The sequence below is a fragment of the Stutzerimonas azotifigens DSM 17556 genome, assembly GCF_000425625.1.
GTDB lineage: Bacteria > Pseudomonadota > Gammaproteobacteria > Pseudomonadales > Pseudomonadaceae > Stutzerimonas > Stutzerimonas azotifigens.
Genome location: NZ_KE384412.1, coordinates 108781 through 133298, shown reverse-complemented (window position 1 = coordinate 133298; position 24518 = coordinate 108781). Strand labels below are relative to the sequence as shown.

Genomic DNA, 24518 nt, shown 5'->3' with positions numbered 1-24518 from the left:
CATGTTCCAGTTCAAACCCTTGCCCATGCTGCTGGCGGCCGCGCTGCTGGCGGCCTGTCAGAGCGTGAACACCACCAGCGGCGGTGCCGTCGGGGTCGAGCGCAAGCAGTACATGTTCAGCGCCCTGTCCAGCGAGCAGGTCAACCAGATGTACGCCCAGTCCTACAGCGAGACGCTCGCCGAGGCTCAGAGCAAGGGCGTGCTGGAGAAGAACTCGCCGATCAGCCAGCGGGTCAATGCGATCGCCAACCGGCTGATCAAGCAGGTCGGGGTATTCCGGCCGGATGCGGCGCAGTGGAGCTGGGAAGTGAACGTGATCGACAGCCCGGAGCTGAACGCCAACTGCGGTCCCGGCGGCAAGATCATTTTCTACACCGGCCTGATCGAGAAGCTGGACCTCACCGACGACGAGATCGCCGCGGTAATGGGGCACGAGATCGCCCACGCCCTGCGCGAGCACGGCCGCGAGGCGATGTCCAAGGCCTACGGGGTGCAGATGGCCACCCAGGTGGGTTCGATCCTCGGGGTCGGCGACGGCAGCCTGCAGCTGGCCAACCTCGGCGTGCAGTACCTGATGACCCTGCCCAACAGCCGCAGCAACGAGAACGAGGCGGATCTGATCGGGCTGGAGCTCGCCGCGCGGGCCGGCTACAACCCCAACGCCGCGGTGAGTCTGTGGCAGAAGATGAACGCCGCGGGCGGCTCGGAGCAGCCGGAATTCCTCAGCACCCATCCCTCGTCCGGCTCGCGCATCGAGTCGCTCAAGGCGACCATTCCGAAGGTCACGCCGCTGTACGAGCAGGCCCTCTAGCGGTCAGTCCAGGACCACCGGCGCTCCCGGGGCGACCGTGAGCTGCCGGTGCACGCTGCCCAGGTCGAGCAGCGTGTTGAGTTCGAGAATGTCGCCGGTCGGCGTCAGGGTCCAGATCGACATGGCCGCCACGGCGAGCACGCGGTCGCTGGGCTGGAAGCCGAACAGCGGCTTTTCCAGCGTGCCGATCAGCGTGCTGGCGGTCACCACCTTGTCCCCTTCGCTCAGGCATTCGTCGATCAGCACTTCCAGCGTCGGCATGGCGTCGCGCACCTGGCGCACCACCCGGGCGAACCCGGCGCTGTCCATGGGCTGGCCGAAGAGCGAGCCCTTGTACGTGAAGTAGCGGCTCTGCAGGCGTTCGGCCAGTGCCAGGCGGCCCTTGTTCCAGCTCAGGTCCACGTGGTTCTGGACGCGGCGTTTTCGTTCTTCCGGTGACATGCGGCCCGTGTTCTCCCTGGCGCATTCGAATGGCGGATCGGGTGCGGCCGCGACGACGTCAGGCCAGCATCCCGCTGAGTTTCAGCGCTTGATAGATGGCATACAGGGCCAGCGCGGCGAAGGCCGCGGCCGCGATGCGGCGAATGAGCGCCAGTGGCAGGCGGTCGGCGGCGAAGTTGCCGGCGAGAACGACCGGCACGTTGGCCACCAGCATCCCCAACGTGGTACCCAGGATGACCATCAGGAAGTCAGGATACTGTGCCGCCAGCATCACGGTTGCGACCTGTGTCTTATCGCCCATTTCGGCCAGGAAAAAAGCCACCAGGGTAGCCATGAACGGGCCGAAGCGCCTGACGCGGCGGGTTTCGTCGTCTTCCAGTTTGTCCGGCACCAGCGTCCACAGCGCCATGGCACCGAACGCGGCGGCGAGAATCCAGCTCAGGGTTTCCTCCGACAGCTCGCGCGCGACCCAACTGCCCACCGCGCCGGCGGCCAGGTGGTTGGCGAGGGTGGCGACCACGATGCCCCAGATGATCGGCCAGGGGCGGCGATAGCGGGCGGCGAGCAGCAGGGCCAGCAGCTGGGTCTTGTCGCCGATTTCGGCAAGGGCAACCACCAGGGTCGGAATGAACAGCGATTCCAAACGGACATCCTTGAGGGGCGGGTTCGATCAATACCAATGACGAGCAGACCGTCCCGCCCCGGGCCGGCATGTTCGTCACAGGTCTTGTCAAACCGGCGCAGGCTGCTGGCAGCCTGAACGGGTCGCATGCGCCATGGTCTGCGGACCAAGTGTGTTGACGCATGCCGGGCGGGCAGGGTGCTCGCCGGAGACTACTCCCCCAGGACGGGCGCGAGTTTGCCCAAGCCGCCCGGGCAGCGCAAGTCGAAGTTCACCGGTCGTCCGGGGACACTCAGCGCCGGGCGGCGCGATAGACGCGGAAACCGGCGCCTTCTGCGAGCGTCTGGCAGGCGCCCAGGTGGGCCTCGATCAGCGGCGGATACCTGAGGAAGCTGTTGGCCACCAGGCGCAGCTCGCCGCCGGGCGCCAGGTGGCGGGCGGCCTGTTCGATGAGCCCCTCGCTGGCACGGTAGTCGGTGCGCACGCCCTGGTGGAACGGCGGGTTGCTGACGATCGCCGCCAGCCCGTCCGGGGCGTCCTCGATGCCGCTGCCGGCGATCAGCGTGCCCTGCAGTCCGTTGGCCTCGAAGGTCCGCCGGCTGCTTTCCAGGGCGAAGGCGTCGACATCGAGCAGCAGCACCTCGCTGTCCGGGTAGCGGCGCTTGAGTGTGGCGCCGAGCACGCCGGCGCCACAGCCGAAGTCCAGCAGCCGGCCGCCGCGCAGCCCGTCGAGTTGCTCGAGCAGCAGCGCGCTGCCGGCATCCAGCCGGCCGTGGCTGAACACCCCGGGCAGGCTGACGACCTCCAGGCGCTCGCCGGCGACTTCCAGCGCGAAGCGCCGCGCCTGGGCGTCCAGCGAGGGCGCCTCGGGGGCGCATTCGACCTGCACTTCCCACAGCTGGCAGTGGCGCGCGCTGTCCAGCTTGCGCGGCTGGCCCAGCGTCGCCAGCCTGCGCGCGGCGCCCTCGATGCCGCCGCGCTTCTCGCCGACCAGGTACAGCATGCGCCCGGCCAGGCGCGCGGCCAGCGTCTGCAGCAGGTGCTCGGCCAGTTCGCGCGCCTTCGGCAGGAACAGCACCGCGGCGTCGAATTCACCGTCGGGCATGTTCACGTCGAACGCGGCGCGCCCGGGAAAGCGTGCCTCCAGCGCCGCCCGCTCGCCGGCGTGCCAGCTCCAGCCACGGGCGCGCGGCAGGCGGCCGAGCAGGTCGTCGGCCGGCAGCCCGGCCAGCAGCAGCGCGCCGCCGAACCGCTCGGCCTGGCGCAACAGTACTTCGCTACGTGGGTCCACGATGCCTCCGGGCAAAAGCCGCGGAGCATACCAGCCCCGCGGCGGCCGCTGTACCGGTCGCTCAGCCGACCTGGCGCACGGGCTTGCCGGCGAAGTAGGCCTGGGCGTTCTCGGCCAGCTGGCCGACGATGCGCTGGCGCGCCTCGCGGCTGCCCCAGGCGCTGTGCGGGGTCACGATCAGCCGCGGGATGTCGGTCGCCAGCAGCGGGTTGCCGTCCACCGGCGGTTCCTGGGTGAGGACGTCGGTGGCTGCGCCGCCGAGATGCCCACGGCGCAGCGCATCGGCCAGCGCCTGTTCGTCGACCAGGCCGCCGCGCGCGCTGTTGAGCAGGAAGGCGGTGGGCTTCATCAGCTGCAGCTCGCGCGCGCCGATGAGGTTGCGGGTCTGTTCGGTCAGCGGGCAGTGCAGGGTCAGCGCATCGACCTGCGGCAGCAGATCGTCCAGCGCCAGCCGGTCGGGACGCGCCGGGCGCCCCGGCAGGTTGCCGACCAGCACGCGCATGCCCAGCGCTTCGGCCAGCCTGGCCACCGCGCCGCCGAGTTCGCCATGGCCGAGCAGGCCAAGGGTCTTGCCTGCCAGTTCGACGATGGGGAAGTCGAGGAAGCAGAAGTTCGGCGCCTCCTGCCAGCGCCCTGCGCGCACCGCGGCCTGGTAGTCCGGCAGCCGCGTGGCCAGCGCCAGCAGCAACGCCAGGGTGTGCTGGGCGACCGTGGCGGTGCCGTAGCCCTGGCAGTTGCAGACGGTGATGCCATGCTGGCGGGCAGCGGCCAGGTCGACGTTGTTGACGCCCGTGGCGGAGACCAGGACCAGCTTCAGCTCAGGGCAGGCGGCCAGCGTCCGGGCGTCGAGCACCACCTTGTTGACGATGGCGACCTGGGCGCCGCGCAGGCGCTCGACGAGCTGCTCCGGGCTGGAGGCCGGGTAGTGGTCCAGGCGGTCGAAGGCGCCTTCGAGCAGGGCCAGGTCGAGGTCGCCCTGATCGAGCGGCTGCAGGTCGAGGAAGACGGCGTTGCGATTGGGCATCAACTGTACCTTTCAAGGGGGTGCGAAGCGGGTTAGCGTAAGGCTTCGGAACGATTGGAGAGAAGACGTGTACTGGAGCGAATTCCTGACCGTGGCGCTGGTTCACCTGCTGGCCGTGGCCAGCCCGGGGCCCGATTTCGCCGTGGTGGTGCGCCAGAGCGTCAGCCGCGGGCGGGTGGCGGGCAGCTGGACGGCCTTCGGCGTGGGTACGGCGATCCTGCTGCACGTGGCCTATTCGCTGCTCGGGATCGGCCTGATCGTCTCGCAGTCCATCGTGCTGTTCAACCTGTTCAAGTGGCTGGCGGCCGGCTACCTCATCTACATCGGGCTCAAGGCCCTGCGCGCCGGGCCGGTGACGCTGCAGGCCGGCGAGCCCGACGCGCCGGCGGCCCGCTCGGCCTGGCGCGCGTTCGGCCAGGGCTTCGTCACCAACGGGCTGAACCCCAAGGCCACGCTGTTCTTCCTGTCGCTGTTCACCGTGGTCATCGACCCGCACACGCCGCTGTCGGTGCAGGCCGGCTACGGCCTCTATCTGGCGGCGGCGACCGGTCTCTGGTTCTGCCTGGTGGCCTGGCTGTTCAGCCGGCAGCGGGTCAGGGCCGGCTTCTCCCGCATGGGCCATTGGTTCGACCGCCTGATGGGTGCGGTGCTGATCGGGCTCGGCGTGCGCCTGGCCCTGAGCCGGATGGGCTGAGCCGGCCGCGTGCCAGAGAGCGACAGCCTGTTGCCGACGGCGAATGCACGCGCCGGGGCATGGTCGAAACGGGCTGAAAGGAAAATCGCACTTTGGGCTGATTAAGCGAGCCGGGTCGGCCCTCTAGAGTGCTGGCGTAAACTCCAACAAAAAGGACGCCTACGATGCTGCAGACCCGCATCATCCCGCCCGCCGAGAATGCCTACCGCTATCCGCTGCTGATCAAGCGCCTGCTGCTGTCCGGCCAGCGCTGGGAGCGCACGCGGGAAATCGTCTACCGCGACCTCAGGCGCTTCGACTACGCCACCCTCAACGAGCGCATCGCGCGGCTGGCCAACGTGCTGACCGCAACCGGGGTGAAGGCCGGCGACACGGTGGCGGTGATGGACTGGGACAGCCATCGCTATCTCGAATGCATGTTCGCCATCCCGATGATCGGGGCGGTGGTGCACACCATCAACGTGCGGCTGTCGCCCGAGCAGGTCCTCTACACCATGAACCACGCCGAAGACCGCCTGGTCCTGGTCAACAGCGATTTCGTGCCGCTCTACCAGGCCATCGCCGGGCAGCTCAGCACGGTCGACAAGACCCTGCTGATCAGCGACGACGGCGAGCGCGAGTGCGCCCTGCCGGACTGCGTCGGCGAGTACGAGCAGCTGCTGGCCGAGGCCGAACCCCACTACGACTTCCCCGATTTCGACGAGAACTCGGTGGCCACCACCTTCTATACCACCGGCACCACCGGCAACCCCAAGGGCGTCTACTTCACCCACCGGCAACTGGTGCTGCACACCCTGACCACCGCGGTCACCGTCGGCAATCGCGACAACCCGCGCCTGCTCGGCAGCGACGACGTGTACATGCCGATCACGCCGATGTTCCACGTGCACGCCTGGGGCCTGCCCTACGTGGCCACCATGCTCGGCCTCAAGCAGGTGTATCCCGGCCGCTACGACCCGGACCTGCTGGTCGGGCTGTGGCGCCAGGAGGCGGTGACCTTCTCGCACTGCGTGCCGACCATCGTGCAGATGCTGCTCAACTGCCAGGCTGCGCGTGGCACCGATTTCGGCGGCTGGAAGGTGATCATCGGCGGCAGCGCGCTGAACCGTGGCCTGTACGAGGCGGCCAAGGCCAGCGGCATGCAGCTGTACGCCGCCTACGGCATGTCCGAGACCTGCCCGCTGATCTCCAGCGCGCACCTCAACGCCGAATTGCTCGCCGCCGACGAGGAGACGCGCACCGACTTCAGGCTCAAGGCCGGCGTGCCGGTGCCGCTGGTCGAGGCGGCCATCCAGACCCCTGACGGCCGCTTCCTGCCGGCCGACGGCAGCAGCCAGGGCGAGCTGGTGCTGCGCGCCCCCTGGCTGACGCAGGGCTACTTCCGCGAGCCGGAGAAGAGCGAGGAGCTCTGGCAGGGTGGCTGGCTGCACACCGGCGACGTCGCCACGCTCGATGCCATGGGCAACATCGATATCCGCGACCGCATCAAGGATGTGATCAAGACTGGCGGCGAATGGCTGTCCTCGCTCGCCCTCGAAGACCTGATCAGCCGTCATCCGGCGGTGCGCGAGGTGGCGGTGGTCGGCGTGCCGGACGAGCGCTGGGGCGAGCGGCCGTTCGCGCTGATCGTGCCGCGTGAGGGGCAGCGGCTCGACGCCCGCACCCTGGCCGCGCACCTGGAACCGCAGGTGGCCGACGGCAGCATCAACAAGTGGGCGATCCCCAGCCAGATCGCCATTGTCGGCGAGATACCCAAGACCAGCGTCGGCAAGCTCGACAAGAAGGTCATCCGGCAGGACATCGCCCGCTGGCTGGAGGAGGGCAATCCGGCGATCTCGGCGCTCTGAGCGTCCTGCCTGAGCCAATGGCGGCGCGAAGGAATCGGTGGACCGCTACAATACCGACTCCTTTCCGCCGGCCCGGCCCATGGACATAGAACTCGCCCGCACTTTTCTCGAGATCGTCCGCAGCGGCAGCTTCGTCGCCGCGTCCGAGCGCCTGCACGTCACCCAGACGGCCATCACTGCGCGCATTCAGAGTCTCGAAAGCCAGCTCAACTGCAGGCTGTTCGTGCGCAACCGGGCCGGGGCCAGGTTGACCGCCGACGGCGAGGCGTTCGTCGTCTACGCCACCCAGATGACGCAGACCTGGGACGCCGCCCAGCGCGATCTGCCGTTGCCGGACGGCTACAGCAACGTGCTGCGCGTAGGGGGTGAGATCAGCCTGTGCAATCCACTGATGCTCAAGTGGGTGCGCTGCCTGCGCGAAGCCATTCCTACGCACGCCATTCGTGGCGAAGTCGGGGACGGTCAGGCATTGCTGCGACAGCTCGAGCTCGGTGTGCTCGACGCCGCACTGGTGTTCCAGCCGGCCTACTGGCCCGGCCTGCAGGTGGAGCAACTGCTCGAAGAGAAGCTGGTCATGGTGCGCTCGGTCGCCCGGCCGGACCCCTATGTGTATGTCGACTGGGGCGACGAGTTCCGCCGCCAGCACGACTCCGCCTTGCCGGACAAGGCCCGGGCAGCGCTCAGTTTCAACCTCGGGCCGATGGCCTTGCAGTACATCCTGGAAACCGGCGGCTCCGGCTATTTCCGTACCCGGGTCGTCCAGGCCTACCTGGATGGCGGCCTGCTCGAGGCCGTTGCGCGGGCGCCGGAGTTCACCTATCCGACCTACCTGGTGTACTCCCGCGATCGTTATTCGCCGGTTCTGCAGCGGGCCTTCGGGCTGCTGCGCGACTTGGTGAAGTCGGACAACGACTGGTCCCAGCGCTGGGCACTGCCCATTTAGGCATGCGTTTGCGGCGGTCTCGGGCAGGCGCCCGATGCGGCGCGCGGATGCGTTCGAGGCTCAGGCTTCGAATGCCCAGGTCTCGGCGCGGGGTATCGGTTCGACGGCTGGCGAGACGACCTCTTGGCATACCCGTCCGGTGGCCCGGCTCATGCTGCGGGCGGCTTGCGGATCATCGGCGAAGGGCAGCAGTGCGGCCTGCTCGAGCGCCTCGGCGTCGGGCAGGTGGATGCAGCAGTAGCTGCCGGCCAGGAGAACGGCGAGGCCGCAGACGAACATCAGCATGTGCACGCCCTCCTCAAGCCAGTGCGGGCGTTGAGACGGCCTGGCGGTCGCGCGCATCGGCACGCACCGTCCTCCAGGTGTTGTAGACCATCAGCAGCATCCCACTGGCGAAGGTCGAGCCGCCGATCAGGCGCACGATATAGCCCGGATGGCTGGCTTCCAGTGCCTCGACGAAGGAATAGGTGAGGGTGCCGTCGTCATTTATCGCACGCCACATCAGGCCCTGGGTGATGCCGTTGACCCACATCGAAGCGATGTAGAGCACGGTGCCGATGGTGGCCAGCCAGAAATGCGCGTTGATCAGGCCGACGCTGTGCATCTGCTCGCGACCGTAGAGCTTGGGGATCATGTGGTAGAGCGTGCCGATGGAAATCATCGCCACCCAGCCGAGGGCGCCGGCGTGCACGTGGCCGATGGTCCAGTCGGTGTAGTGCGAGAGCGCGTTGACGGTCTTGATGGCCATCATCGGGCCTTCGAAGGTAGACATGCCGTAGAACGCCAGCGACACCACCAGGAAGCGCAGGATCGGGTCGGTGCGCAGTTTGTGCCAGGCACCGGAGAGGGTCATCATGCCGTTGATCATGCCGCCCCAGCTCGGCGCCAACAGGATGATCGACATCGCCATGCCGAGGCTCTGCGCCCAGTCGGGCAGGGCAGTGTAGTGCAGGTGGTGCGGGCCGGCCCAGATGTAGATGGAAATGATCGCCCAGAAGTGCACGATGGACAGGCGGTAGGAATAGATCGGCCGATCGGCCTGCTTCGGTACGAAGTAGTACATCATGCCGAGAAAGCCCACCGAGAGAATGAAACCCACCACGCTGTGGCCATACCACCACTGGATCATGGCGTCGGTCGCACCGGAATATGCCGAGTAGGATTTCAGCAGACTGACCGGCACGGCGGCGTGGTTGATCACGTGCACCATCCCCGTGACCACGATGAAGGCCCCGTAGAACCAGTTGCCGACGTAGATGTGCTTGATCTTGCGCCTGGCGATGGTGCCGAAGAACAGATACGCATAGACGGTCCAGACCAGCGTCACCCAGATCGCGATCGGCCATTCCATCTCCGCGTATTCCTTGGACGTCGTATAGCCGAGCGGATAGCTCACCAGCATGGCGACTATGGCGGCCTGCCAGCCCCAGAACACGAAGTTAGCCAGCGCGTCCGAGATCAGCCGCGCTTGGCAGGTGCGCTGCACTACGTAGAACGAGGTGGCGAACAGTGCTCCGCCGCCGAAGGCGAAGATCACCAGGTTGGTGTGAATCGGACGGATCCGCCCGAAGCTGATCCACGGCAGGTCGAAATTGAGCGCCGGCCAGACCAGCTGGGCAGCGATGAAAACCCCCATGCCCATGCCGAGGACGCCCCAGAACAGTGTCATCAGGGTGAAGCGGCGGACGACCTGGTAATTGTATGCGCAGGCCGCGTCATCAAGGATCGCATCGGTCATGGGTACTTCCATCAAACGAGAGGTGAGTGGCTGGGCGTCCGCCGGGAGGCGGCGCGATTGCTCGACAGGCAGGCGCCAGGTTGCTGTGAGCGCGAGGCTGTCCAGGCGGGGTAGCAAAAGTGTGCGACCGTAGAGCACTTAGCTCAAACGAATAAAAATGCGCTTTTTGATCAAAATAATTGCATTCAATACATTTCTTCTCCCCGCTAGCTGATGAGGGCAATACGGCCTTCCCGGCGCGAGGATGCCCATAGACTGTAGGGATGGAAGTGCTCCACCGAGCCGTGATCACGCTGGTGCGGCGAGGTTGGGTGCCGGCCCTGGTCCACGCGCGGATGAGGCTTGCGCCGGCATCAACCCCACGCCTTGCATTGATGCTCGAAGCGGCATGGGGCGCGGGCCCGGTGGCCGGCCGTAGGGTGAAAAACCGCGAAGCGTTTTCCACCTCGCCATGGCGTCACGCGGTGCGGAGAGGTCGGTACCGGCCCTGGTCCACGCGTAGATGAGGCTGCCATTAGCCACCCCGAAATTCGCGCCCTCCTTCGCCTGGGCCTGGGCGGACGCGCGAACTGTCGGCCAGCGCTCACCCTGGCAGCCTGCCGCTTGCTACCCTGTCGCGCGTCATGGGATGCGGCACTGGGCGGCATCCGCACTCCAACCCGAGCAACAAGGTAATCCTCTATGAAGAAGTACGGTCGCGTGACCGCGTTCGCGGCCAGCCTGGCCATCCTCGCCGGCTGCACCACCAACCCCTACACCGGCGAGCGCGAAGCCGGCAAGGCCGGCGTTTACGGCGGTCTCGGCGCACTTGGCGGCGCCGTGGTCGGCGCCGCCACCTCGAGCAAAAAGGATCGCACCAAGGGCGCGCTGATCGGCGCGGCCGTCGGCGGCGCCGCGGCCGGCGGCTACGGCTACTACGTCGACACCCAGGAAGCCAAGCTGCGCCAGACCCTGCAGGGCACCGGCGTGCAGGTGCAGCGCAACGGCGACCAGCTGACCCTGATCATGCCCGGCAACATCACCTTCGGCAGCAGCTCCGCCGACATCTCCAGCAGCTTCTACCCGACGCTCAATTCGCTGGTCACGGTGTTCCGCGAGTTCGACAAGAACGGCATCGACATCACCGGCCACACCGACAGCACCGGCTCGGCGCAGCTGAACCAGGACCTGTCCAACCGCCGCGCGCAGAGCGTCGCCTCCTACCTCACCGCCAACGGCGTCGCGGCTTCACGCATCTCCGCCTACGGCGCCGGCCCAAACCAGCCGATCGCCAGCAACGCGACCACGGAAGGCCGTGCCCAGAACCGCCGCGTGGAAATCAACCTGCGCCCGCTGTGAACCATGATCGAGAGCGAAGTCGCAATGGCTTCGCTCTCGCCATTTTAACGACGTCAACTTTTTCTCTTTTTCTGCTCCCGTCGCCTGATTCTCCGGAACCTCTACAAGCCCTTGCCACTCTGAAACACGTGATAGCGCGCCAGTAGTGGCACAGGAGGTCGAATGGAAGATCGTCCCGCTCTCCATTCCCGCAAGCCCTGGCTGCCACTGCTCGTGACGTTGGCACTGCTGGCAGGGCTGGGAGGATGGGTCGGTTGGCAATGGCAGGCCCTCGAGACGCGTAGCCGTATCGATCGGGAACAGCGTTTCACCTATGTCGTCAACGATGTCGAGCGCGCTCTGCGCGAGCGTATGCACGCCTACGAGATGGTGCTGCGCGGGCTCGCGGGGCTGATCGTCGGCAGCGAGGGCGTTACCTCCGACGACTGGATGCGCGCCGTCGACCAGCTGCGGCTGCAGGACACCTATCCCGGCGTGCAGGCGCTGAGCCTTGCGCGCTATGCCCGGCAGGGCACGCTGCCCGGGCTGCTCGACATCATTCGCGAGACCGGCAGGCCGCACTTCCGGGTGTTCCCCGAAGGCGAGCGCGACGAGTACGTGGTGGTCGACTACATCCACCCGCTCGACTGGCGCAACCGTCGCGTACTCGGCTACGACATGTTCAGCGAACCGACCCGCCGCGAGGCGATCGTCACCGCGCGCGTCACCGGCGAGCCGGTGCTGACCGCGCCGGTGCGGCTCAAGCAGGAAACCGACCAGAACACCCAGGTCGGCGTGCTGCTGTATCTGCCGATCTACGACATCGACGCACCGGTCACCACCCAGGCCGAACGCGAGGCGGCCTTCGTCGGCACCCTGCATGCGGCCTTTCGCCTGTCCGACCTGATGGACGGGGTGCTCGGCGCGCGCGGCAAGCAGTTCCAGATCCAGCTGTACGATTCGGCAGCGCCGGAACTGCCGTTGCTGGCCGATCGCGGCGAGGTCGCCGCCGACGCTGCCTACAAGCGCGTGCGCAACATCTATCTATACGGCCGCAGCTGGCAACTGGTGGTCGGCAGCACGCCCGACTACAGCTCGCTGCTGCGCGACGAGCGGATGGCCTTCAGTCTGCTCTCGGCCATGGCGGCGGTGCTGCTGTTCTCGCTGCTGGTCGGCGGCTACCTCTACCTGCGCGAACGCCAGCTGGCCAGCAGCGAGGCGCTGAGCCTGAAGCTGCACGAGCGCGAGGCGCTGTTTCGCCAGCTGATCGAGCAATTGCCGATCGCCACCCTGCTGAGCAACTCGGACGGGCGCATCGAACTGGTCAACAAGAGCGCAGCGGCGCTGCTCGGGGCGGACGTCGCCGACCTGGTGGGCGAACGGGTCAGCCGCTACGTGCCCGGCGTGCTCAGCGAGACCGACCTGCACGGCCCGCGTCGCACCGACCAGGAAGAGCTGCTGGCGCAGCGGGAGGACGGCGAGCTGGTGCCGGTGGCGGTGAGCCTCACCAGTTTCCGCCGCGACGACGGCATGCACCACCTGCTCAACCTGGTCGACATGCAGGCGCGCAAGCGTGCCGAAGAACGCTTTCGCAACGTGGTCGAGGCCTCGCCGAACGCCTTCGTGCTGATCGACTCCGACGGCACCATCGTGATGGTCAACCGGCAGACCGAGCTGCTGTTCGGCTACGGGCGCCAGGAGCTGGTGGGCAAGCCGGTGGAGATCCTCATCCCCGAATCCCTGCGCGAGATGCACAAGCGCATGGTCGCCGACTACATGCGCAACCCCGAGCCGAGGCGTTTCGGCAGCAGCCGCGAGCTGTTCGGCCGGCACAAGGACGGCTCGCAGATCCCGCTGGAGATCGGCCTGTCGCCGCTGCGCAGCGGCAGCGAGCTGCTGGTGCAGGCAGTGATCATGGACATCAGCCACAGGCGCGCCGCCGAGCTGCGTCTGCGCGACCAGGCCGACCAGCTGGCGCTGGCCAACCGCTACAAGTCCGAGTTCCTCGCCAACATGTCGCACGAGCTGCGCACGCCGCTCAACAGCATCCTCATCCTCAGCGACCAGATGCGCCAGAACGCCAACGGCAACCTCAGCGAAAAGCAGGTGCGTCATGCCGACATCATGTACCGGGCCGGCAACGACCTGCTGCAGCTCATCAACGACGTGCTCGACCTCGCACGCATCGAGGCCGGCGCCATGCAGTTGAAGAAGGAAGCGGTGAACCTGCAGGAACTGCTCGCCGAGGCCGAAGGCAGCCTGCGGCCGATGGCCGAGGAGAAGGGCCTGCAGCTGACCACGGGGGTGGATCCGAACCTGCCGGCGGTGGTCTACAGCGACCGGGCGCGCCTGCAGCAGATCCTGCGCAACCTGCTCAGCAACGCGCTGAAGTTCACCGAGAAGGGTGAGGTGGAGGTGCGCCTCCGCTGCGCCCGTTCCGAGCAGGAGACGCGCGAAGGAGAAGAATGCGACACCCTGCAGATCGTCGTGCGCGACACCGGCATCGGGATTCCGGCCGACCAGCACGAACGGATCTTCCAGGCCTTCCAGCAGATCGACGGTTCCATCAGCCGCCGCTACGGGGGCACCGGCCTGGGCCTGGCGATCACCCGCCAGCTGGTCGAGGTGCTCGACGGCCGGATCAGCCTGCAGAGCGCACCGGGCGAGGGCTCGGTGTTCACCGTCGAGCTGCCGGTGCGGGCGGCGCGGCGTTCCCCGCCGGCCATCCCGGTTCCGGCGCCGGCACTGCCGGCCCGCGGCGCCGGCGCGCCGCTGCTGATCGTCGAGGACGACCCGGCCTTCGCCACCATGGTCGCCGAGGTCGCCGAGACCCACGGCTTCTCCCCGCGCGTCTGCCGCGAGGGGCAACAGGCGCTGCAACTGCTCAAGGAGGAGCGCCAGGCCGGGGTGATCCTCGACATCCTCCTGCCTGACATCAGCGGCTGGCAGGTCTACCGTGAAGTGAAGGACGACGTCCGCCATCGCGGCGTGCCGGTGATCATCGCCTCCTCGGTGCCGCAGCCGCAGGACTGGACCGACAACGGCTCGCGCTACCGGGTCAAGCCGATCAACCGGAGCGAGATCGAGCGGCTGCTGGTGGAACTGGTGCGGCGCAAGGACAACCCGCTGCGCCTGCTGCTGGTCGAACGCGAGCAGGCCCGGCGCCAGCGCCTGCGCGACTATTTCGAGCAGCAGGGCTACAGCGTCACCGTCGCGCTGGGCGCGCAGGATGCCCGGCTGGCGTTCGCCGAGCAGCCGTTCAGCGCGCTGGTGATCGACTTCGATCTGCCCGACGAGAACGGCCTTGACCTGCTGGATTCGCTGGATCGGTTGCGGCCGGTGGCCGGCATGACGGTGCTGCTCTACAGCAGCCAGCCATGGAGCGAGGCGGATCAGCAACGGGCGCGGCGCTATTCGGCGAACACGTTGTCCAAGGATGACGGTCTCGAGCGGGTCGGCCAGGCGCTCAGGGGGTCGGCCAGCGACACGGCGATCGGCGAGGGAGCGCTGGACTACCCGCTGCTCGGGCAGCGGGTGCTGCTGGTCGACGACGACGTGCGCGAGATCTACGCGCTGGCGGCGATGCTCGACGAGCTCGGCCTGCAGGTCACCACGGTGACCCAGGGCGCGGAGGCGCTGGCGGAGTTCGACGAGGGCGTGTTCGACCTGGTGCTGTGCAACGTGGACAGCCCGCGGCTGGACGGCCTGGCGCTGATCCACCGGCTGCGCGACGAGCACGGCTGCCAGGTGCCGATCATCGCCCTGGTCGGCACCGAGGAACCGGTACGGCGCGACAGTCTGCTCGAGGCGGGCGCCGACGACTGCCTGGCCAGGCCGGTCGGACGGGAGGCGCTCGCCGGACGCATCCGGCAGTGGTTGGACGGTGCGCTGGACCTGCACCAGAACCGATAGGAACAGGAGAAGCTTGTTGTGTTGCACCCTCTAACCAGGCCGCTCGCGGGGGCGACCGGCCACAGGCATTGCCCGTCGAGGCGCTATCGGTTGGAACGGCACGCGCGCCGGCTCCTTCCTCGCAGACGGAACGTCCCACGATGAGCCGCACGCAGCTTCAACCCCAGCCGCGCGGCCGCACCCTGCTGGTGGTCGACGATCGCGAGGCCAACCTGGTCGCGATGGAGGCCCTGCTCGGTGACGGCGACTGGCAGGTCCATACGGTCAACTCCGGCGAGGCGGCGCTGCAGGCGCTGCTGGAGCTGGACGTCGAGCTGGTCCTGCTGGACGTGCAGATGCCCGGCATGGACGGCTTCGAGGTCGCCCGGCTGATGCGCGGCAACCCGCAGACCCGCTACACGCCGATCATCTTCGTCTCGGCCATCGCGCATACCCGCGACTCGGTGCTCGAGGGCTACGCCACCGGGGCGGTGGACTTCATCCTCAAGCCGTTCGACCCGCAGGTGCTCAAGCACAAGATCAACACCCTGCTGGCGCACGAGCACAATCGCCGCGACCTGCAGCTGCTCACCCAGCAGCTCGACAGCGCCCGCGCGTTCAACGCCTCGGTGCTGAACAACGCCGCCGAGGGCATTCTGGTGGTCGGCGAGGACGGCTACATCAATTTCGCCAACCCAGCCATCGCGCAGATGCTCGGCGGCACGGTGGACGGGCTGAAGGGCACGCCGCTGCTGGCGCACATCGCCGAGCCGGTGTTCGAACAGCCCTGGCGCGAGAGCGACTTCTACCTGCACTGGCGCAGCGGCGCGACCTACCGCCTGCACGAGGCGCAGTTGAAGAAGGAGGGCGGCGGCACCCTGCCAGTGGCGATTTCCTGCTCGCCGCTGCCGCGCCAGCAGCGCTCGATGGTGGTGATCGCGCTGGACATGTCGGTGGTGCGCAACCTGCATGCGCAGCTGGAGACCCAGGCCGTCACCGATTCGCTCACCGGGCTGCTCAACCGGCGCGGTTTCAACCAGGCGCTGGAATCGGCGGTGGCGCGGGCCGATCGCAACGGCAAGAGCATGGCGGTGCTGTACATCGACCTCGACGGCTTCAAGCGCATCAACGATTCGCTCGGCCACGAGGCCGGCGACGCCATCCTCTGCAAGGTGGCGCGGCTGCTGGAAACCTGCATGCGCCCCTACGACATCCTCGCGCGCATGGGCGGCGACGAGTTCACCGCCCTGCTCGACTCGCTCGACCACACCGAGGACGCCGCCAAGGTCGCCGAGAAACTGATCGAACTGATCTCGGTGCGCCATCGCATCGAGGACACCGAGGTGACGCTCGGCGCCAGCATCGGCATCGCCACCTTCCCGGAATGCGGCGACAACGTCGAGGAGCTGCTGCGCGCCGCGGACATGGCCATGTACGAGGCCAAGCGGGCCGGCCGCCAGCAGTTCCGCTTCTTCTCCCAGGAGATGAACGGCCGCGCGCATGCCCGGCTGATGATGGAGGAGAACCTGCGCAGCGCCATCGAGCACAACGACTTCGATCTGGTCTACCAGCCGCAGGTGTGGCTCGACAGCGGCCGCCTGCGCGGCTTCGAGGCGCTGCTGCGCTGGGGCCAGAACGAGAACGACCGGGTGCTGCCCGGCGTGTTCGTGCCGCTGCTGGAGGAAACCCGGCTGATCGAGCGGGTCGGGCAGTGGGTGCTGCGCGAAGGCATCGCGCAGTGCCGCGAGTGGCTGGCGCAGTTCGGCGATGGGCTGGTGCTCAGCCTCAACGTCAGCCCGGTGCAGTTCGCCCGCCCGGGGCTGGTCGACATGCTCGGCCGGTTGATCGACGAATACCGGCTGTTGCCGTCGCAGCTGGAGCTGGAACTCACCGAAAGCGCGCTGATGATGGACCTCGACCAGAGCTGCGCCAAGCTGCGCAGCCTGCGCGACCTGGGCGTGCGGGTGGCGATCGACGACTTCGGCACCGGCTACTCGTCACTGGCCTACCTGCGCAACTTCGACCTCGACACCCTGAAGATCGACCGGCTGTTCATCGCCAACATGCTCGACTCGCCGCGCGATGCCGCGGTGGTCAGCACCATCATCGACCTGGGACGCAATCTCGGCCTGGAGGTGATCGCCGAGGGCGTGGAGACCATGGCCCAGCGCGACTGGCTGATCGAGCACGGCTGCGACGTGATGCAGGGCTTCCTGGTGGCGCCGGGGCTGCAGGCCGAGCAGGCCAGCCGCTTTCCCTCGCAGCTGGACTGGCAGACCTTCGACCGCCGCTCCTGAGGCGCGGCGGTCAGTCGCGCCTGAGCGCCTCCAGGGTCTCGTCCTTCTGCGCCCAGAGTGCGTTCACCCATTGCTGGAAGGCCAGCCGGTAGGCGTCGTCCTGGTCGTAGTTGCGGCCGAGGAACTCGCTCGGGATCGACCGCGGCTCGAGGCGCATCACCACCCGGCGGACGTTGCCGGCGAGCAGGTCCCAGAAGCTCGGCTGGACGTCGGGGTAGTGCAGGGTCACGTCGATCAGCGCGTCGAGCTGCTCGCCCATGGCGTCGACGACGAAGGCGATGCCGCCGGCGCGCGGCTTGAGCAGGTGCCGGTAGGGCGAGCCCTGCTGGTCGTGCTTGGCCGGGGTGAAGCGGGTGCCCTCGAGGAAGTTGAACACCGACACCGGGTTGCTCCGGTAGCGCTCGCAGGCGCGACGGGTTGTGGCCAGGTCCTGGCCGCGCTTCTCCGGGTGCTTTGCCAGGTATTCCTTGCTGAAGCGCTTCATGAAGGGGAACTCCAGCGCCCACCAGCACAGGCCGATGACCGGCACCCAGATCAGCTCCTGCTTGAGGAAGAACTTGAGGATCGGCATGCGCCGGTTCAGATGGTACTGCAGCACCAGGATGTCGGCCCAGCTCTGGTGGTTGCTGGTCACCAGGTAGGAGTGGCGCATGTCGACCCGGTCGATGCCCTGTACATCCCACTCGATGCGGCGCATCAGGTCCATCCAGAAACTGTTGAAGGCCATCCAGGATTCGGCGATCCAGTGCATGCCGGAACGCAGCGAGCGCTGTACCGGCGCGAACGGCAGCATCAGCTTGAGCAGCGACAGGGCGAACAGCGGCCAGCACCAGAACAGGGTATTGAGCGCCAGCAGCAGGCCGGCGAGCACGCCGCGCAGCGGGGCGGGAAGAAAGCTCAGCATGAATCTCGATTTCTCGGACAACGGGGTGGCAAGCGTACCGATTGCGCGTCCGCGCGCAAGTGCCGGACGTTCTTCCTCGGGGAGAGGGCGCCGTGTTCGGGCCTTCCCTTATCCGGCCTGCCGGCCACCTTCTCCCGGGGGGGAGAAGGGAAGGGCGCGGCGCGGCCTGAAGGCTGGGCACAAACCTGTAGGCGCGAGGTGAACGCCGCCGGAGCCCAAGCAATCACGGTCAAGACCGCTCCCACGGAAACACCGCCGGTTTGGTGGGAGCAGCTGTCCTTGACCGCATAACGAGCCCCGATCGCCGGTCACTCGGCGCGCAGTCGCCGCGAGGGCGCGCCTCCCACAAAGATCGGTGGGGCCCCGCTTGCTTTTGTGGGAGGCCCGACCTCGGGGCGATGCTCTTGTGTGCGGTCTCGACCGCGAACGGGCCTGCACCATAGATGCGGGCCGATCGGCAACGGGAGGCATGACCTCGGGCCACGCCTCGAACCTCGATGGCCTCAGCGCGGCTGGCTGGCCGACTGGATCGCGGTGAGGGCGATGGTGAACACGATGTCGTCGACCAGCGCCCCGCGCGAGAGGTCGTTCACCGGCTTGCGCAGGCCCTGTAGCATGGGCCCGACGCTGATCACGTTGGCGCTGCGCTGGACGGCCTTGTAGGTGGTGTTGCCGGTATTCAGGTCGGGGAACACGAACACCGTGGCGTGGCCGGCCACCGGGCTGTCCGGCGCCTTCTGCCGGCCGACGCTCTCGATCGCCGCGGCGTCGTACTGCAGCGGGCCGTCGAGCGGCAGGTCCGGGCGCCGCTCGCGGGCCAGGCGGGTGGCCTCGCGGACCTTCTCGACTTCCTCGCCGCTGCCGGAGCTGCCGGTGGAATAGCTGATCATCGCCACCCGCGGGGTGATGCCGAAGGCGGCGGCCGAGTCGGCGCTCTGGATGGCGATCTCGGCCAGCTCGGTGGCGCTCGGATCGGGGTTCACCGCGCAGTCGCCGTAGACCAGCACCTGGTCGGGCAGCAGCATGAAGAACACCGAGGAGACCAGGTTGTAGCCCGGCGCGGTCTTGATCAGCTGCAGGGCCGGGCGGATGGTGTTGGCGGTGGTGTGGATGGCGCCGGAGACCAGCCCGTCGACCTCGTCGAGCGCCAGCATCATGGTGCCCAGCACCACCGAGTCCTCCAGCTGCGCCTGGGCCATCGGGGCGTTGAGGCCCTTGCCCCTGCGCAGTTCCACCATCGGCTCGACGTAGCGCTCGCGGATCAGGTCCGGATCGAGGATTTCCAGGCCCGGCGGCAGGGCGATGCCCTGGGCCTCGGCCACCTGGCGCACCTCGTCGGGCTTGGCCAGCAGCACGCAGCGGGCGATGCCGCGCGCCTGGCAGATCGCCGCGGCCTGGATGGTGCGCGGCTCGCTGCCTTCCGGCAGAACGATGCGCTTGTTCGCCGCCTGGGCGCGCTTGACCAGTTGGTAGCGGAACGCCGCCGGCGACAGCCGCAGCTCGCGCGGGTTGCCGCAGCGCTGCTTGAGCCAGCCGTGTTCGATATGCCCGGCGACGAACTCGGTGACCTTCTCCGCCCGCTCGCGGTCGTCGATCGGGATTTCCTTGTTCATGCGGTTGAGGTTGGTGGCGGTGTCGTAGGAACCGGTGGCCACCGTCAGCACCGGCAGGCCGCTCTGCAGCGCACCCCGGCACAGTTCCATGATCCGCGGGTCGGGGGCGAAGTCGCTGCACAGCAGCAACCCGGCGAGGGGCACGCCGTTCATGCTCGCCAGGCTGGCGGCGAGGATGATGTCGTCGCGGTCGCCCGGAGTGACTACCAGCACCTCCGGCTTGAGCAGCGGCACGGTGCTGGCCACCGCGCGGGCGCAGAGCACGATCTTGCCGACCCGGCGCTGCTCGTAGTCGCCGGCGTTGAGCACCCGCGCGCCGAGCTGTTCGGCGATGTCGCGGGTGCGCGGCGCGTTGAGCTCGTCGCGCCACGGGATGCAGCCGAGCAGGCGGAACTGGCCGCTCTTGATCAGCGGCGCATGGGCTTTCAGGCGCTCGACGAACTCCTCGACACGGCCCTCGTGGCGCACCTTGTTGAGGATCACCCCGAGCACCTTGGGGTCGCGCGGGCCGCCGAAGCCCTGCGCCTGGATCTCGATGCGGTCGTAGAGCTCGGTCAGGCTCTCGTCCTCCGGCGCGCTGACCACGATCACGTCGGCATCCAGGCTGCGCGCCACCAGCGCGTTGACCCGCACCGCGTAGCTGGCGTGGCGCGTCGGCACCATGCCTTCGACGATCACCACGTCGGCGCCCTGGGCCGCCTGCTGGTAGAGGCTGACGATCTCCTCGAGCAACTCGTCGACCTGGCCGTCGCCGAGCATGCGCTCGATGTGGCCGAGCGCCAGCGGCTTCGGCGGCGTCAGCCCGTGGGTGCGGGCGATCAGTTCGCTGGAACGCTCGGGCCCTTCGTCGCCGGGGTGCGGCTGGGCGATGGGCTTGAAGAAACCGACCTTCAGGCCGTCGCGCTCCAGCGCCCGGACCAGGCCGAGGCTGATGGAAGTAAGGCCTACGCCGAAACCGGTCGGGGCGATGAAAAAGGTGTGCATCGGAAATCCTCGGAAAGCGGGGCGCGGATTCAGGCCGGCAGCAGCGCCAGGGTGTCGAGCGCGATCTGGCGCTCCTCGTTGGTCGGTACCACCAGCACCCGCGGATGGCCGTAGGCCTGGATCGGGCCGCCGACGCCGCGCACGCAGCGGGCGTTGGCCTCGCAGTCCAGCGCCAGGCCGAACAGGCGCAGGTGGGTGACCGTCTTGTGGCGGACCAGCGGCGAGTTCTCGCCGATGCCGCCGGTGAAGATCAGCCCGTCGAGGCGCTGCAGCGCGCAGCCCATGGCCGCCAGCGACTTGGCCACGCGGTAGCAGAACACCTCGATCGCCAGGGTCGCGCCGGCATGGCCCTTCTCGCGGGCCTGTTCGAGGGTGCGCATGTCGTTGGACAGGCCGGACAGCCCGAGCAAGCCGCTGTCGTTGTTCAGCATGCGGTCGATCCGCTCCAGGCTCCAGCCGAGCGTGCGCGCCAGGTGGCCGTGCAGGTTGGGGTCGATATCGCCGCTACGGGTGCCCATCACCAGGCCCTCGAGCGGGGTCAGGCCCATGCTGGTGTCGCGGCTGTGGCCGTCGACGATGGCGCAGGTCGAGCAGCCGTTGCCCAGGTGTGCGCAGAGCCAGCTGCTGTCGCCCACCGACAGGCCGGCCATTTCCGCGGCGCGGCGGCTGACGTAGCGGTGGCTGGTGCCGTGGAAGCCATAGCGGCGCACGCCGTGCTGGTGGTAGAGCGTTTCCGGCACCGCGTAGCGATAGGCGTGCTCGGGCAGCGTCTGGTGGAAGGCGGTGTCGAACACGGCCACGTGCGGCAGGTTGGGGAACAGCTTCATCGCCGCTTCGATGCCCTGCAGGTTGGCCGGGTTGTGCAGGGGCGCCAGCGGCGCGGTGGCCTGGATCGCCTGCACCACCCTGGCATCGATCAGGGTGGCGGTGGTGAACAGCTCGCCGCCGTGCACCACGCGGTGGCCGATACCGTGCAGCTCGCCGCCGGCCGCGCCGTTGACGATCGGCAGCAGCTGCGACAGCGCCGCCCGGTGGTCGGCGCCGGAGACCAGCATGCTGTCCTGCCGCTGGTCGCTGCACTGCCAGTGGATCACTGCGTCCTGCGTGCTCAGGCGTTCGGCCAGGCCGCTCAGGGGGAACTGCGAGTGGGCCTCGCTGACCAGCGCGAACTTGATCGACGAGCTGCCACAGTTGACGACGAGGATGTTACGCGCGGGCATCGAGCCTCCTAGGATTCGGGTCGCGCCCTGGCGCACCAGCCGCAAGGGAAGGGCTGGCCGAGCCGGGCGCGGCGGGCGGCCGGGTCGAGCACCCAGGGGCGCGATTGCCAGGGCGGATCGTGGCGCAGGTGCTGGGTATGGCCGCAGGACAAGACTGCCACCCAGTGGCCATCGTCATCCTGACGGAAATCAATCGCATGCGGCGCGGCGCCGGTGCTGCTGTCGACCGCGCAGCGCCGCTCCGGTTCGCATTCGCGGCAAGCCACGGTTACACTCATTCGTTCATCATCGTTAGTCAGAAAGGTTTTGCCCCATGCTGATCGCCGCCAACAAGGCTGTCTCCATCGACTATACCCTCACCAACGACGCCGGTGAGGTGATCGACAGCTCCGCCGGCGGCGCGCCGCTGGTCTACCTGCACGGTTCCGGAAACATCATCGCCGGGCTCGAGAAGGCCCTGGAAGGCAAGCAGCCGGGGGACCAGCTGCAGGTCGCCATCGAGCCGGAGGATGCCTACGGCGAATACAGCCCCGAGCTGGTCGCGACCCTCAACCGCGCCATGTTCGAAGGCGTCGACGAGCTGGAAGTGGGCATGCAGTTCCACGCCTCCGGCCCGGACGGCAGCATGCAGATCGTCACTATCCGCGACGTCGAGGGTGACGACGTGGTGGTCGATGGCAACCATCCGCTGGCCGGCCAGCGCCTGAACTTCGACGTCAAGGTGGTCGACGTGCGCGAGGCCAGCGCCGAGGAAGTGGCCCATGGTCACATCCACGGCGAAGGCGGCCACCACCACTGATCGACGCGGCGGGCGGGCGATTCCTCCCGGGACGCCCGCCCGTGCGTTCGCCCGCCAAGGGAGCAACGAGCCATGCACACGTTCCACGACCTGACGCTGACCGGCCTGGACGGCCAGCCGCTGCCGCTCGCGGAGTTCGCCGGCCAGGTGGTGCTGGTGGTGAACGTGGCCTCCCAGTGCGGCCTGACACCGCAGTACGCGGGGCTGGAAACGCTCCACCAGCAGTACCGCGAGCAGGGCTTCCAGGTGCTCGGCGTGCCCTGCAACCAGTTCGCCGGGCAGGAGCCGGGCGACGAGGCGGAAATCGCCCGGTTCTGTAGCCTGAACTACAACCTGAGTTTCCCGATGACCGCCAAGGTCGAGGTCAACGGCCCCGGCCGGCATCCGCTGTACCAGTTGCTGGCCGGCGAGGGCGCGGCCCATCCCGGCGACATCTCCTGGAACTTCGAGAAATTCCTCGTCGGCCGCGACGGTCAGATCGTCGCCCGTTTCTCCCCGCGTACTGCGCCGGACGACCCCCAGCTGGTGCAGGCCATCGAGCGCGCCCTGCTGCAGCGCTGATCCCCGGAAGGATGCCCACCGTGGTTAAGGCTCGATAAACCACGTCTATATTGCTGTGCCTGCCCGACGGGCGGGTCCTATCCTTGCCGCGATCCGAATGTTGCCCTGGCCGCCGCCGATGCCGCGCGCCGGGTGGGCCCTCTTCTCATGGAGTTTCGTCGATGACCGCCGCTCAGGCTCTGTTCCAGCCTTTCGAACTGGGTGCATTGCACCTGCCGACCCGTATCGTCATGGCGCCGATGACGCGTTCCTTCTCGCCCGGCGGCGCGCCGAACGCGGCAGTGGTGGAGTACTACCGGCGCCGCGCGGCCGCGGGCGTCGGGCTGATCATCACCGAGGGCACCACGGTTGGGCATCCGGCGGCCAACGGTTATCCGAACGTGCCGCACTTCTACGGCGAAGATGCGCTGGCTGGCTGGAAGCAGGTGGTCGAGGCGGTGCATGCGGCCGGCGGCAAGATCGTGCCGCAGCTCTGGCACGTGGGCAGCGTGCGTCGGCTGGGCACCGAACCGGACCCGAGCGTGCCCGGCTTCGGGCCTATGGAGAAGGTCAAGGACGGCCAGGTGATCGTCCACGGCATGACCCGGCAGGACATCCAGGACGTGATCGGCGCCTTCGCCCAGGCCGCCCGCGACGCCCAGGCGATCGGCATGGACGGGGTGGAGATCCACGGCGCCCACGGCTACCTGATCGACCAGTTCTTCTGGGAAGGCAGCAACCAGCGCAGCGACGAATACGGTGGCAGCCTGGCCGCGCGTTCGCGCTTCGCCATCGAACTGGTCGAGGCGGTGCGCGCCGCGGTCGGTCCCGATTTCCCGATCATCTTCCGATTCTCGCAGTGGAAGCAGCAGGACTACAGCGCCCGCCTGGTGCAGACCCCCGAAGAACTGCAGGCCTTCCTCGAACCGCTGTCGGCGGCCGGCGTGGACATCTTCCACTGCTCGACCCGGCGCTTCTGGATTCCCGAGTTCGAAGGCTCCGAGCTGAATCTGGCCGGCTGGACGCGCAAGCTCAGCGGCAAGCCGACCATCACCGTGGGCAGCGTCGGGCTCGATGGCAGCGAGTTCACCCAGTTCTTCGGCAAGACCGACGAGATCGCCCAGCCGTCGAGCCTGGAAGGCCTGCTCGAGCGCCTGGATCAGCAGGAGTTCGACCTGGTGGCGGTCGGCCGCGCACTGCTGGTGGACCCGGACTGGGCCGCCAAGGTCCGCGAAGGGCGCGAGCGGGACATCCTGCCGTTCAGCCGCGAGGCGTTGAAGACGCTGGTGTGATGCGGGAGCGGGTGGACTCCGCCTTTGCAACGAGCCTCTTCTCCCCCCGGGAGAAGTCCGCCCGCAGGGCCGGATGAGGGTGTGGGCAACGTGCCCTGCCAGCCCTCACCCCGGCCATCTCCCGGAGGGAGAGGGGGATGTCTGGCATCGGACGCGGCGCCGTGTGGGGCCCGTTCGCAGGCAGAGCCTGCTCCTACAAGGGATGCCGTGGCCGCAGGCTGCTTTGTCCTTCTCCCCTCGGGAGAAGGTG

General features: G+C 68.0%; 20 protein-coding genes and 1 riboswitch. Of the genes, 10 read left to right on the top strand and 10 right to left on the bottom strand.

The window, feature by feature from the left end; genetic code table 11:
- The first annotated feature begins 1 nt into the window (after position 1).
- Entirely contained in the window at positions 2-811 is an 810-nt protein-coding gene (locus tag H610_RS0116215; RefSeq protein ID WP_028240657.1) for a M48 family metallopeptidase, read from the top strand.
- A gap of 3 nt (positions 812-814) precedes the next feature.
- Here the strand turns inward: H610_RS0116215 and H610_RS0116210 are convergent, their stop codons facing one another.
- The 4 genes from H610_RS0116210 to H610_RS0116195 form a co-directional block, all read right to left on the bottom strand.
- Positions 815-1252 (bottom strand): ester cyclase, encoded by a 438-nt coding sequence (locus tag H610_RS0116210; protein ID WP_028240656.1) that lies wholly within the window; start codon positions 1250-1252, stop codon positions 815-817.
- Positions 1253-1310: 58 nt separating this feature from the next.
- A complete protein-coding gene (locus H610_RS0116205; protein ID WP_028240655.1) occupies positions 1311-1895 on the bottom strand; it encodes a TMEM165/GDT1 family protein in 585 nt (194 codons plus the stop codon).
- Between the two features lie 89 nt (positions 1896-1984).
- Positions 1985-2107, bottom strand: a riboswitch (yybP-ykoY riboswitch).
- Positions 2108-2166: 59 nt separating this feature from the next.
- Positions 2167-3165: a class I SAM-dependent methyltransferase gene (locus H610_RS0116200; protein WP_028240654.1), complete on the bottom strand. Its 999-nt coding sequence runs from the start codon at positions 3163-3165 to the stop codon at positions 2167-2169.
- A 61-nt stretch (positions 3166-3226) separates the two neighbouring features.
- Positions 3227-4189, bottom strand: coding sequence for a 2-hydroxyacid dehydrogenase (locus tag H610_RS0116195; protein WP_028240653.1), 963 nt, complete (start codon positions 4187-4189; stop codon positions 3227-3229).
- A gap of 67 nt (positions 4190-4256) precedes the next feature.
- Between H610_RS0116195 and H610_RS0116190 the strand changes: the two genes are divergently transcribed.
- From H610_RS0116190 to H610_RS0116180, 3 genes are all read left to right on the top strand, one after another.
- On the top strand, positions 4257-4883 hold the full coding sequence (locus H610_RS0116190; RefSeq protein WP_028240652.1) for a LysE family translocator: 627 nt from the start codon (positions 4257-4259) through the stop codon (positions 4881-4883).
- 164 nt (positions 4884-5047) lie between these two features.
- Complete coding sequence (locus H610_RS0116185) at positions 5048-6730, top strand: fatty acid--CoA ligase (protein ID WP_028240651.1); 1683 nt, start codon at positions 5048-5050, stop codon at positions 6728-6730.
- Positions 6731-6809: 79 nt separating this feature from the next.
- On the top strand, positions 6810-7673 hold the full coding sequence (locus H610_RS0116180) for a LysR family transcriptional regulator (RefSeq protein WP_028240650.1): 864 nt from the start codon (positions 6810-6812) through the stop codon (positions 7671-7673).
- Positions 7674-7733: 60 nt separating this feature from the next.
- Here H610_RS0116180 and H610_RS0116175 read toward each other — a convergent pair whose 3' ends face one another.
- On the bottom strand, positions 7734-7958 hold the full coding sequence (locus tag H610_RS0116175; protein ID WP_028240649.1) for a hypothetical protein: 225 nt from the start codon (positions 7956-7958) through the stop codon (positions 7734-7736).
- 13 nt (positions 7959-7971) lie between these two features.
- The gene (gene ccoN / locus H610_RS24055; protein ID WP_051231807.1) at positions 7972-9411 is read right to left on the bottom strand and encodes a cytochrome-c oxidase, cbb3-type subunit I; all 1440 of its coding nucleotides are present in this window, start codon (positions 9409-9411) and stop codon (positions 7972-7974) included.
- 681 nt (positions 9412-10092) lie between these two features.
- Here ccoN and H610_RS0116165 point away from each other — a divergent pair.
- The 3 genes from H610_RS0116165 (at position 10093) to H610_RS0116155 (ending at position 16916) form a co-directional block, all read left to right on the top strand.
- Entirely contained in the window at positions 10093-10749 is a 657-nt protein-coding gene (locus tag H610_RS0116165) for an OmpA family protein (RefSeq protein ID WP_028240648.1), read from the top strand.
- Positions 10750-10911: 162 nt separating this feature from the next.
- Entirely contained in the window at positions 10912-14640 is a 3729-nt protein-coding gene (locus tag H610_RS0116160; protein ID WP_028240647.1) for a CHASE domain-containing protein, read from the top strand.
- Positions 14641-14780: 140 nt separating this feature from the next.
- Positions 14781-16916: a two-component system response regulator gene (locus H610_RS0116155; RefSeq protein ID WP_028240646.1), complete on the top strand. Its 2136-nt coding sequence runs from the start codon at positions 14781-14783 to the stop codon at positions 16914-16916.
- A 10-nt stretch (positions 16917-16926) separates the two neighbouring features.
- Here H610_RS0116155 and H610_RS0116150 read toward each other — a convergent pair whose 3' ends face one another.
- The 4 genes from H610_RS0116150 to H610_RS25060 all read right to left on the bottom strand — a co-directional run bounded on the left by H610_RS0116150 (position 16927) and on the right by H610_RS25060 (position 21915).
- On the bottom strand, positions 16927-17820 hold the full coding sequence (locus H610_RS0116150; protein WP_028240645.1) for an acyltransferase: 894 nt from the start codon (positions 17818-17820) through the stop codon (positions 16927-16929).
- Positions 17821-18323: 503 nt separating this feature from the next.
- Positions 18324-20417: a phosphate acetyltransferase gene (gene pta, locus H610_RS0116145; protein WP_028240644.1), complete on the bottom strand. Its 2094-nt coding sequence runs from the start codon at positions 20415-20417 to the stop codon at positions 18324-18326.
- Positions 20418-20446: 29 nt separating this feature from the next.
- Complete coding sequence (locus H610_RS0116140) at positions 20447-21637, bottom strand: acetate kinase (RefSeq protein WP_028240643.1); 1191 nt, start codon at positions 21635-21637, stop codon at positions 20447-20449.
- A gap of 8 nt (positions 21638-21645) precedes the next feature.
- Positions 21646-21915 carry a DUF3565 domain-containing protein gene (locus tag H610_RS25060; protein ID WP_084166472.1) on the bottom strand — a complete coding sequence of 90 codons (270 nt, stop codon included), beginning with the start codon at positions 21913-21915 and terminating at the stop codon, positions 21646-21648.
- 35 nt (positions 21916-21950) lie between these two features.
- Here H610_RS25060 and H610_RS0116135 point away from each other — a divergent pair, with 35 nt between their 5' ends.
- The 3 genes from H610_RS0116135 (at position 21951) to H610_RS0116125 (ending at position 24268) form a co-directional block, all read left to right on the top strand.
- Positions 21951-22436 carry an FKBP-type peptidyl-prolyl cis-trans isomerase gene (locus H610_RS0116135; protein ID WP_028240642.1) on the top strand — a complete coding sequence of 162 codons (486 nt, stop codon included), beginning with the start codon at positions 21951-21953 and terminating at the stop codon, positions 22434-22436.
- Between the two features lie 72 nt (positions 22437-22508).
- Entirely contained in the window at positions 22509-22997 is a 489-nt protein-coding gene (locus tag H610_RS0116130; RefSeq protein ID WP_028240641.1) for a glutathione peroxidase, read from the top strand.
- 161 nt (positions 22998-23158) lie between these two features.
- The gene (locus H610_RS0116125; protein ID WP_028240640.1) at positions 23159-24268 is read left to right on the top strand and encodes an NADH:flavin oxidoreductase; all 1110 of its coding nucleotides are present in this window, start codon (positions 23159-23161) and stop codon (positions 24266-24268) included.
- Positions 24269-24518: the final 250 nt, after the last annotated feature.

Bases quoted from the DNA above. Each gene is read 5' to 3' on its own strand.
- H610_RS0116135 (WP_028240642.1), top strand. From the start codon at position 21,951: ATGCTGATCGCCGCCAACAAGGCTGTCTCCATCGACTATACCCTCACC.
- ccoN (WP_051231807.1), bottom strand. From the start codon at position 9,411: ATGACCGATGCGATCCTTGATGACGCGGCCTGCGCATACAATTACCAG.
- H610_RS0116210 (WP_028240656.1), bottom strand. From the start codon at position 1,252: ATGTCACCGGAAGAACGAAAACGCCGCGTCCAGAACCACGTGGACCTG.
- H610_RS0116160 (WP_028240647.1), top strand. From the start codon at position 10,912: ATGGAAGATCGTCCCGCTCTCCATTCCCGCAAGCCCTGGCTGCCACTG.
- H610_RS0116125 (WP_028240640.1), top strand. From the start codon at position 23,159: ATGACCGCCGCTCAGGCTCTGTTCCAGCCTTTCGAACTGGGTGCATTG.
- H610_RS0116175 (WP_028240649.1), bottom strand. From the start codon at position 7,958: ATGCTGATGTTCGTCTGCGGCCTCGCCGTTCTCCTGGCCGGCAGCTAC.
- H610_RS0116140 (WP_028240643.1), bottom strand. From the start codon at position 21,637: ATGCCCGCGCGTAACATCCTCGTCGTCAACTGTGGCAGCTCGTCGATC.
- pta (WP_028240644.1), bottom strand. From the start codon at position 20,417: ATGCACACCTTTTTCATCGCCCCGACCGGTTTCGGCGTAGGCCTTACT.
- H610_RS0116215 (WP_028240657.1), top strand. From the start codon at position 2: ATGTTCCAGTTCAAACCCTTGCCCATGCTGCTGGCGGCCGCGCTGCTG.
- H610_RS0116165 (WP_028240648.1), top strand. From the start codon at position 10,093: ATGAAGAAGTACGGTCGCGTGACCGCGTTCGCGGCCAGCCTGGCCATC.
- H610_RS0116195 (WP_028240653.1), bottom strand. From the start codon at position 4,189: ATGCCCAATCGCAACGCCGTCTTCCTCGACCTGCAGCCGCTCGATCAG.
- H610_RS25060 (WP_084166472.1), bottom strand. From the start codon at position 21,915: ATGAGTGTAACCGTGGCTTGCCGCGAATGCGAACCGGAGCGGCGCTGC.
- H610_RS0116150 (WP_028240645.1), bottom strand. From the start codon at position 17,820: ATGCTGAGCTTTCTTCCCGCCCCGCTGCGCGGCGTGCTCGCCGGCCTG.
- H610_RS0116185 (WP_028240651.1), top strand. From the start codon at position 5,048: ATGCTGCAGACCCGCATCATCCCGCCCGCCGAGAATGCCTACCGCTAT.
- H610_RS0116155 (WP_028240646.1), top strand. From the start codon at position 14,781: ATGAGCCGCACGCAGCTTCAACCCCAGCCGCGCGGCCGCACCCTGCTG.
- H610_RS0116180 (WP_028240650.1), top strand. From the start codon at position 6,810: ATGGACATAGAACTCGCCCGCACTTTTCTCGAGATCGTCCGCAGCGGC.
- H610_RS0116130 (WP_028240641.1), top strand. From the start codon at position 22,509: ATGCACACGTTCCACGACCTGACGCTGACCGGCCTGGACGGCCAGCCG.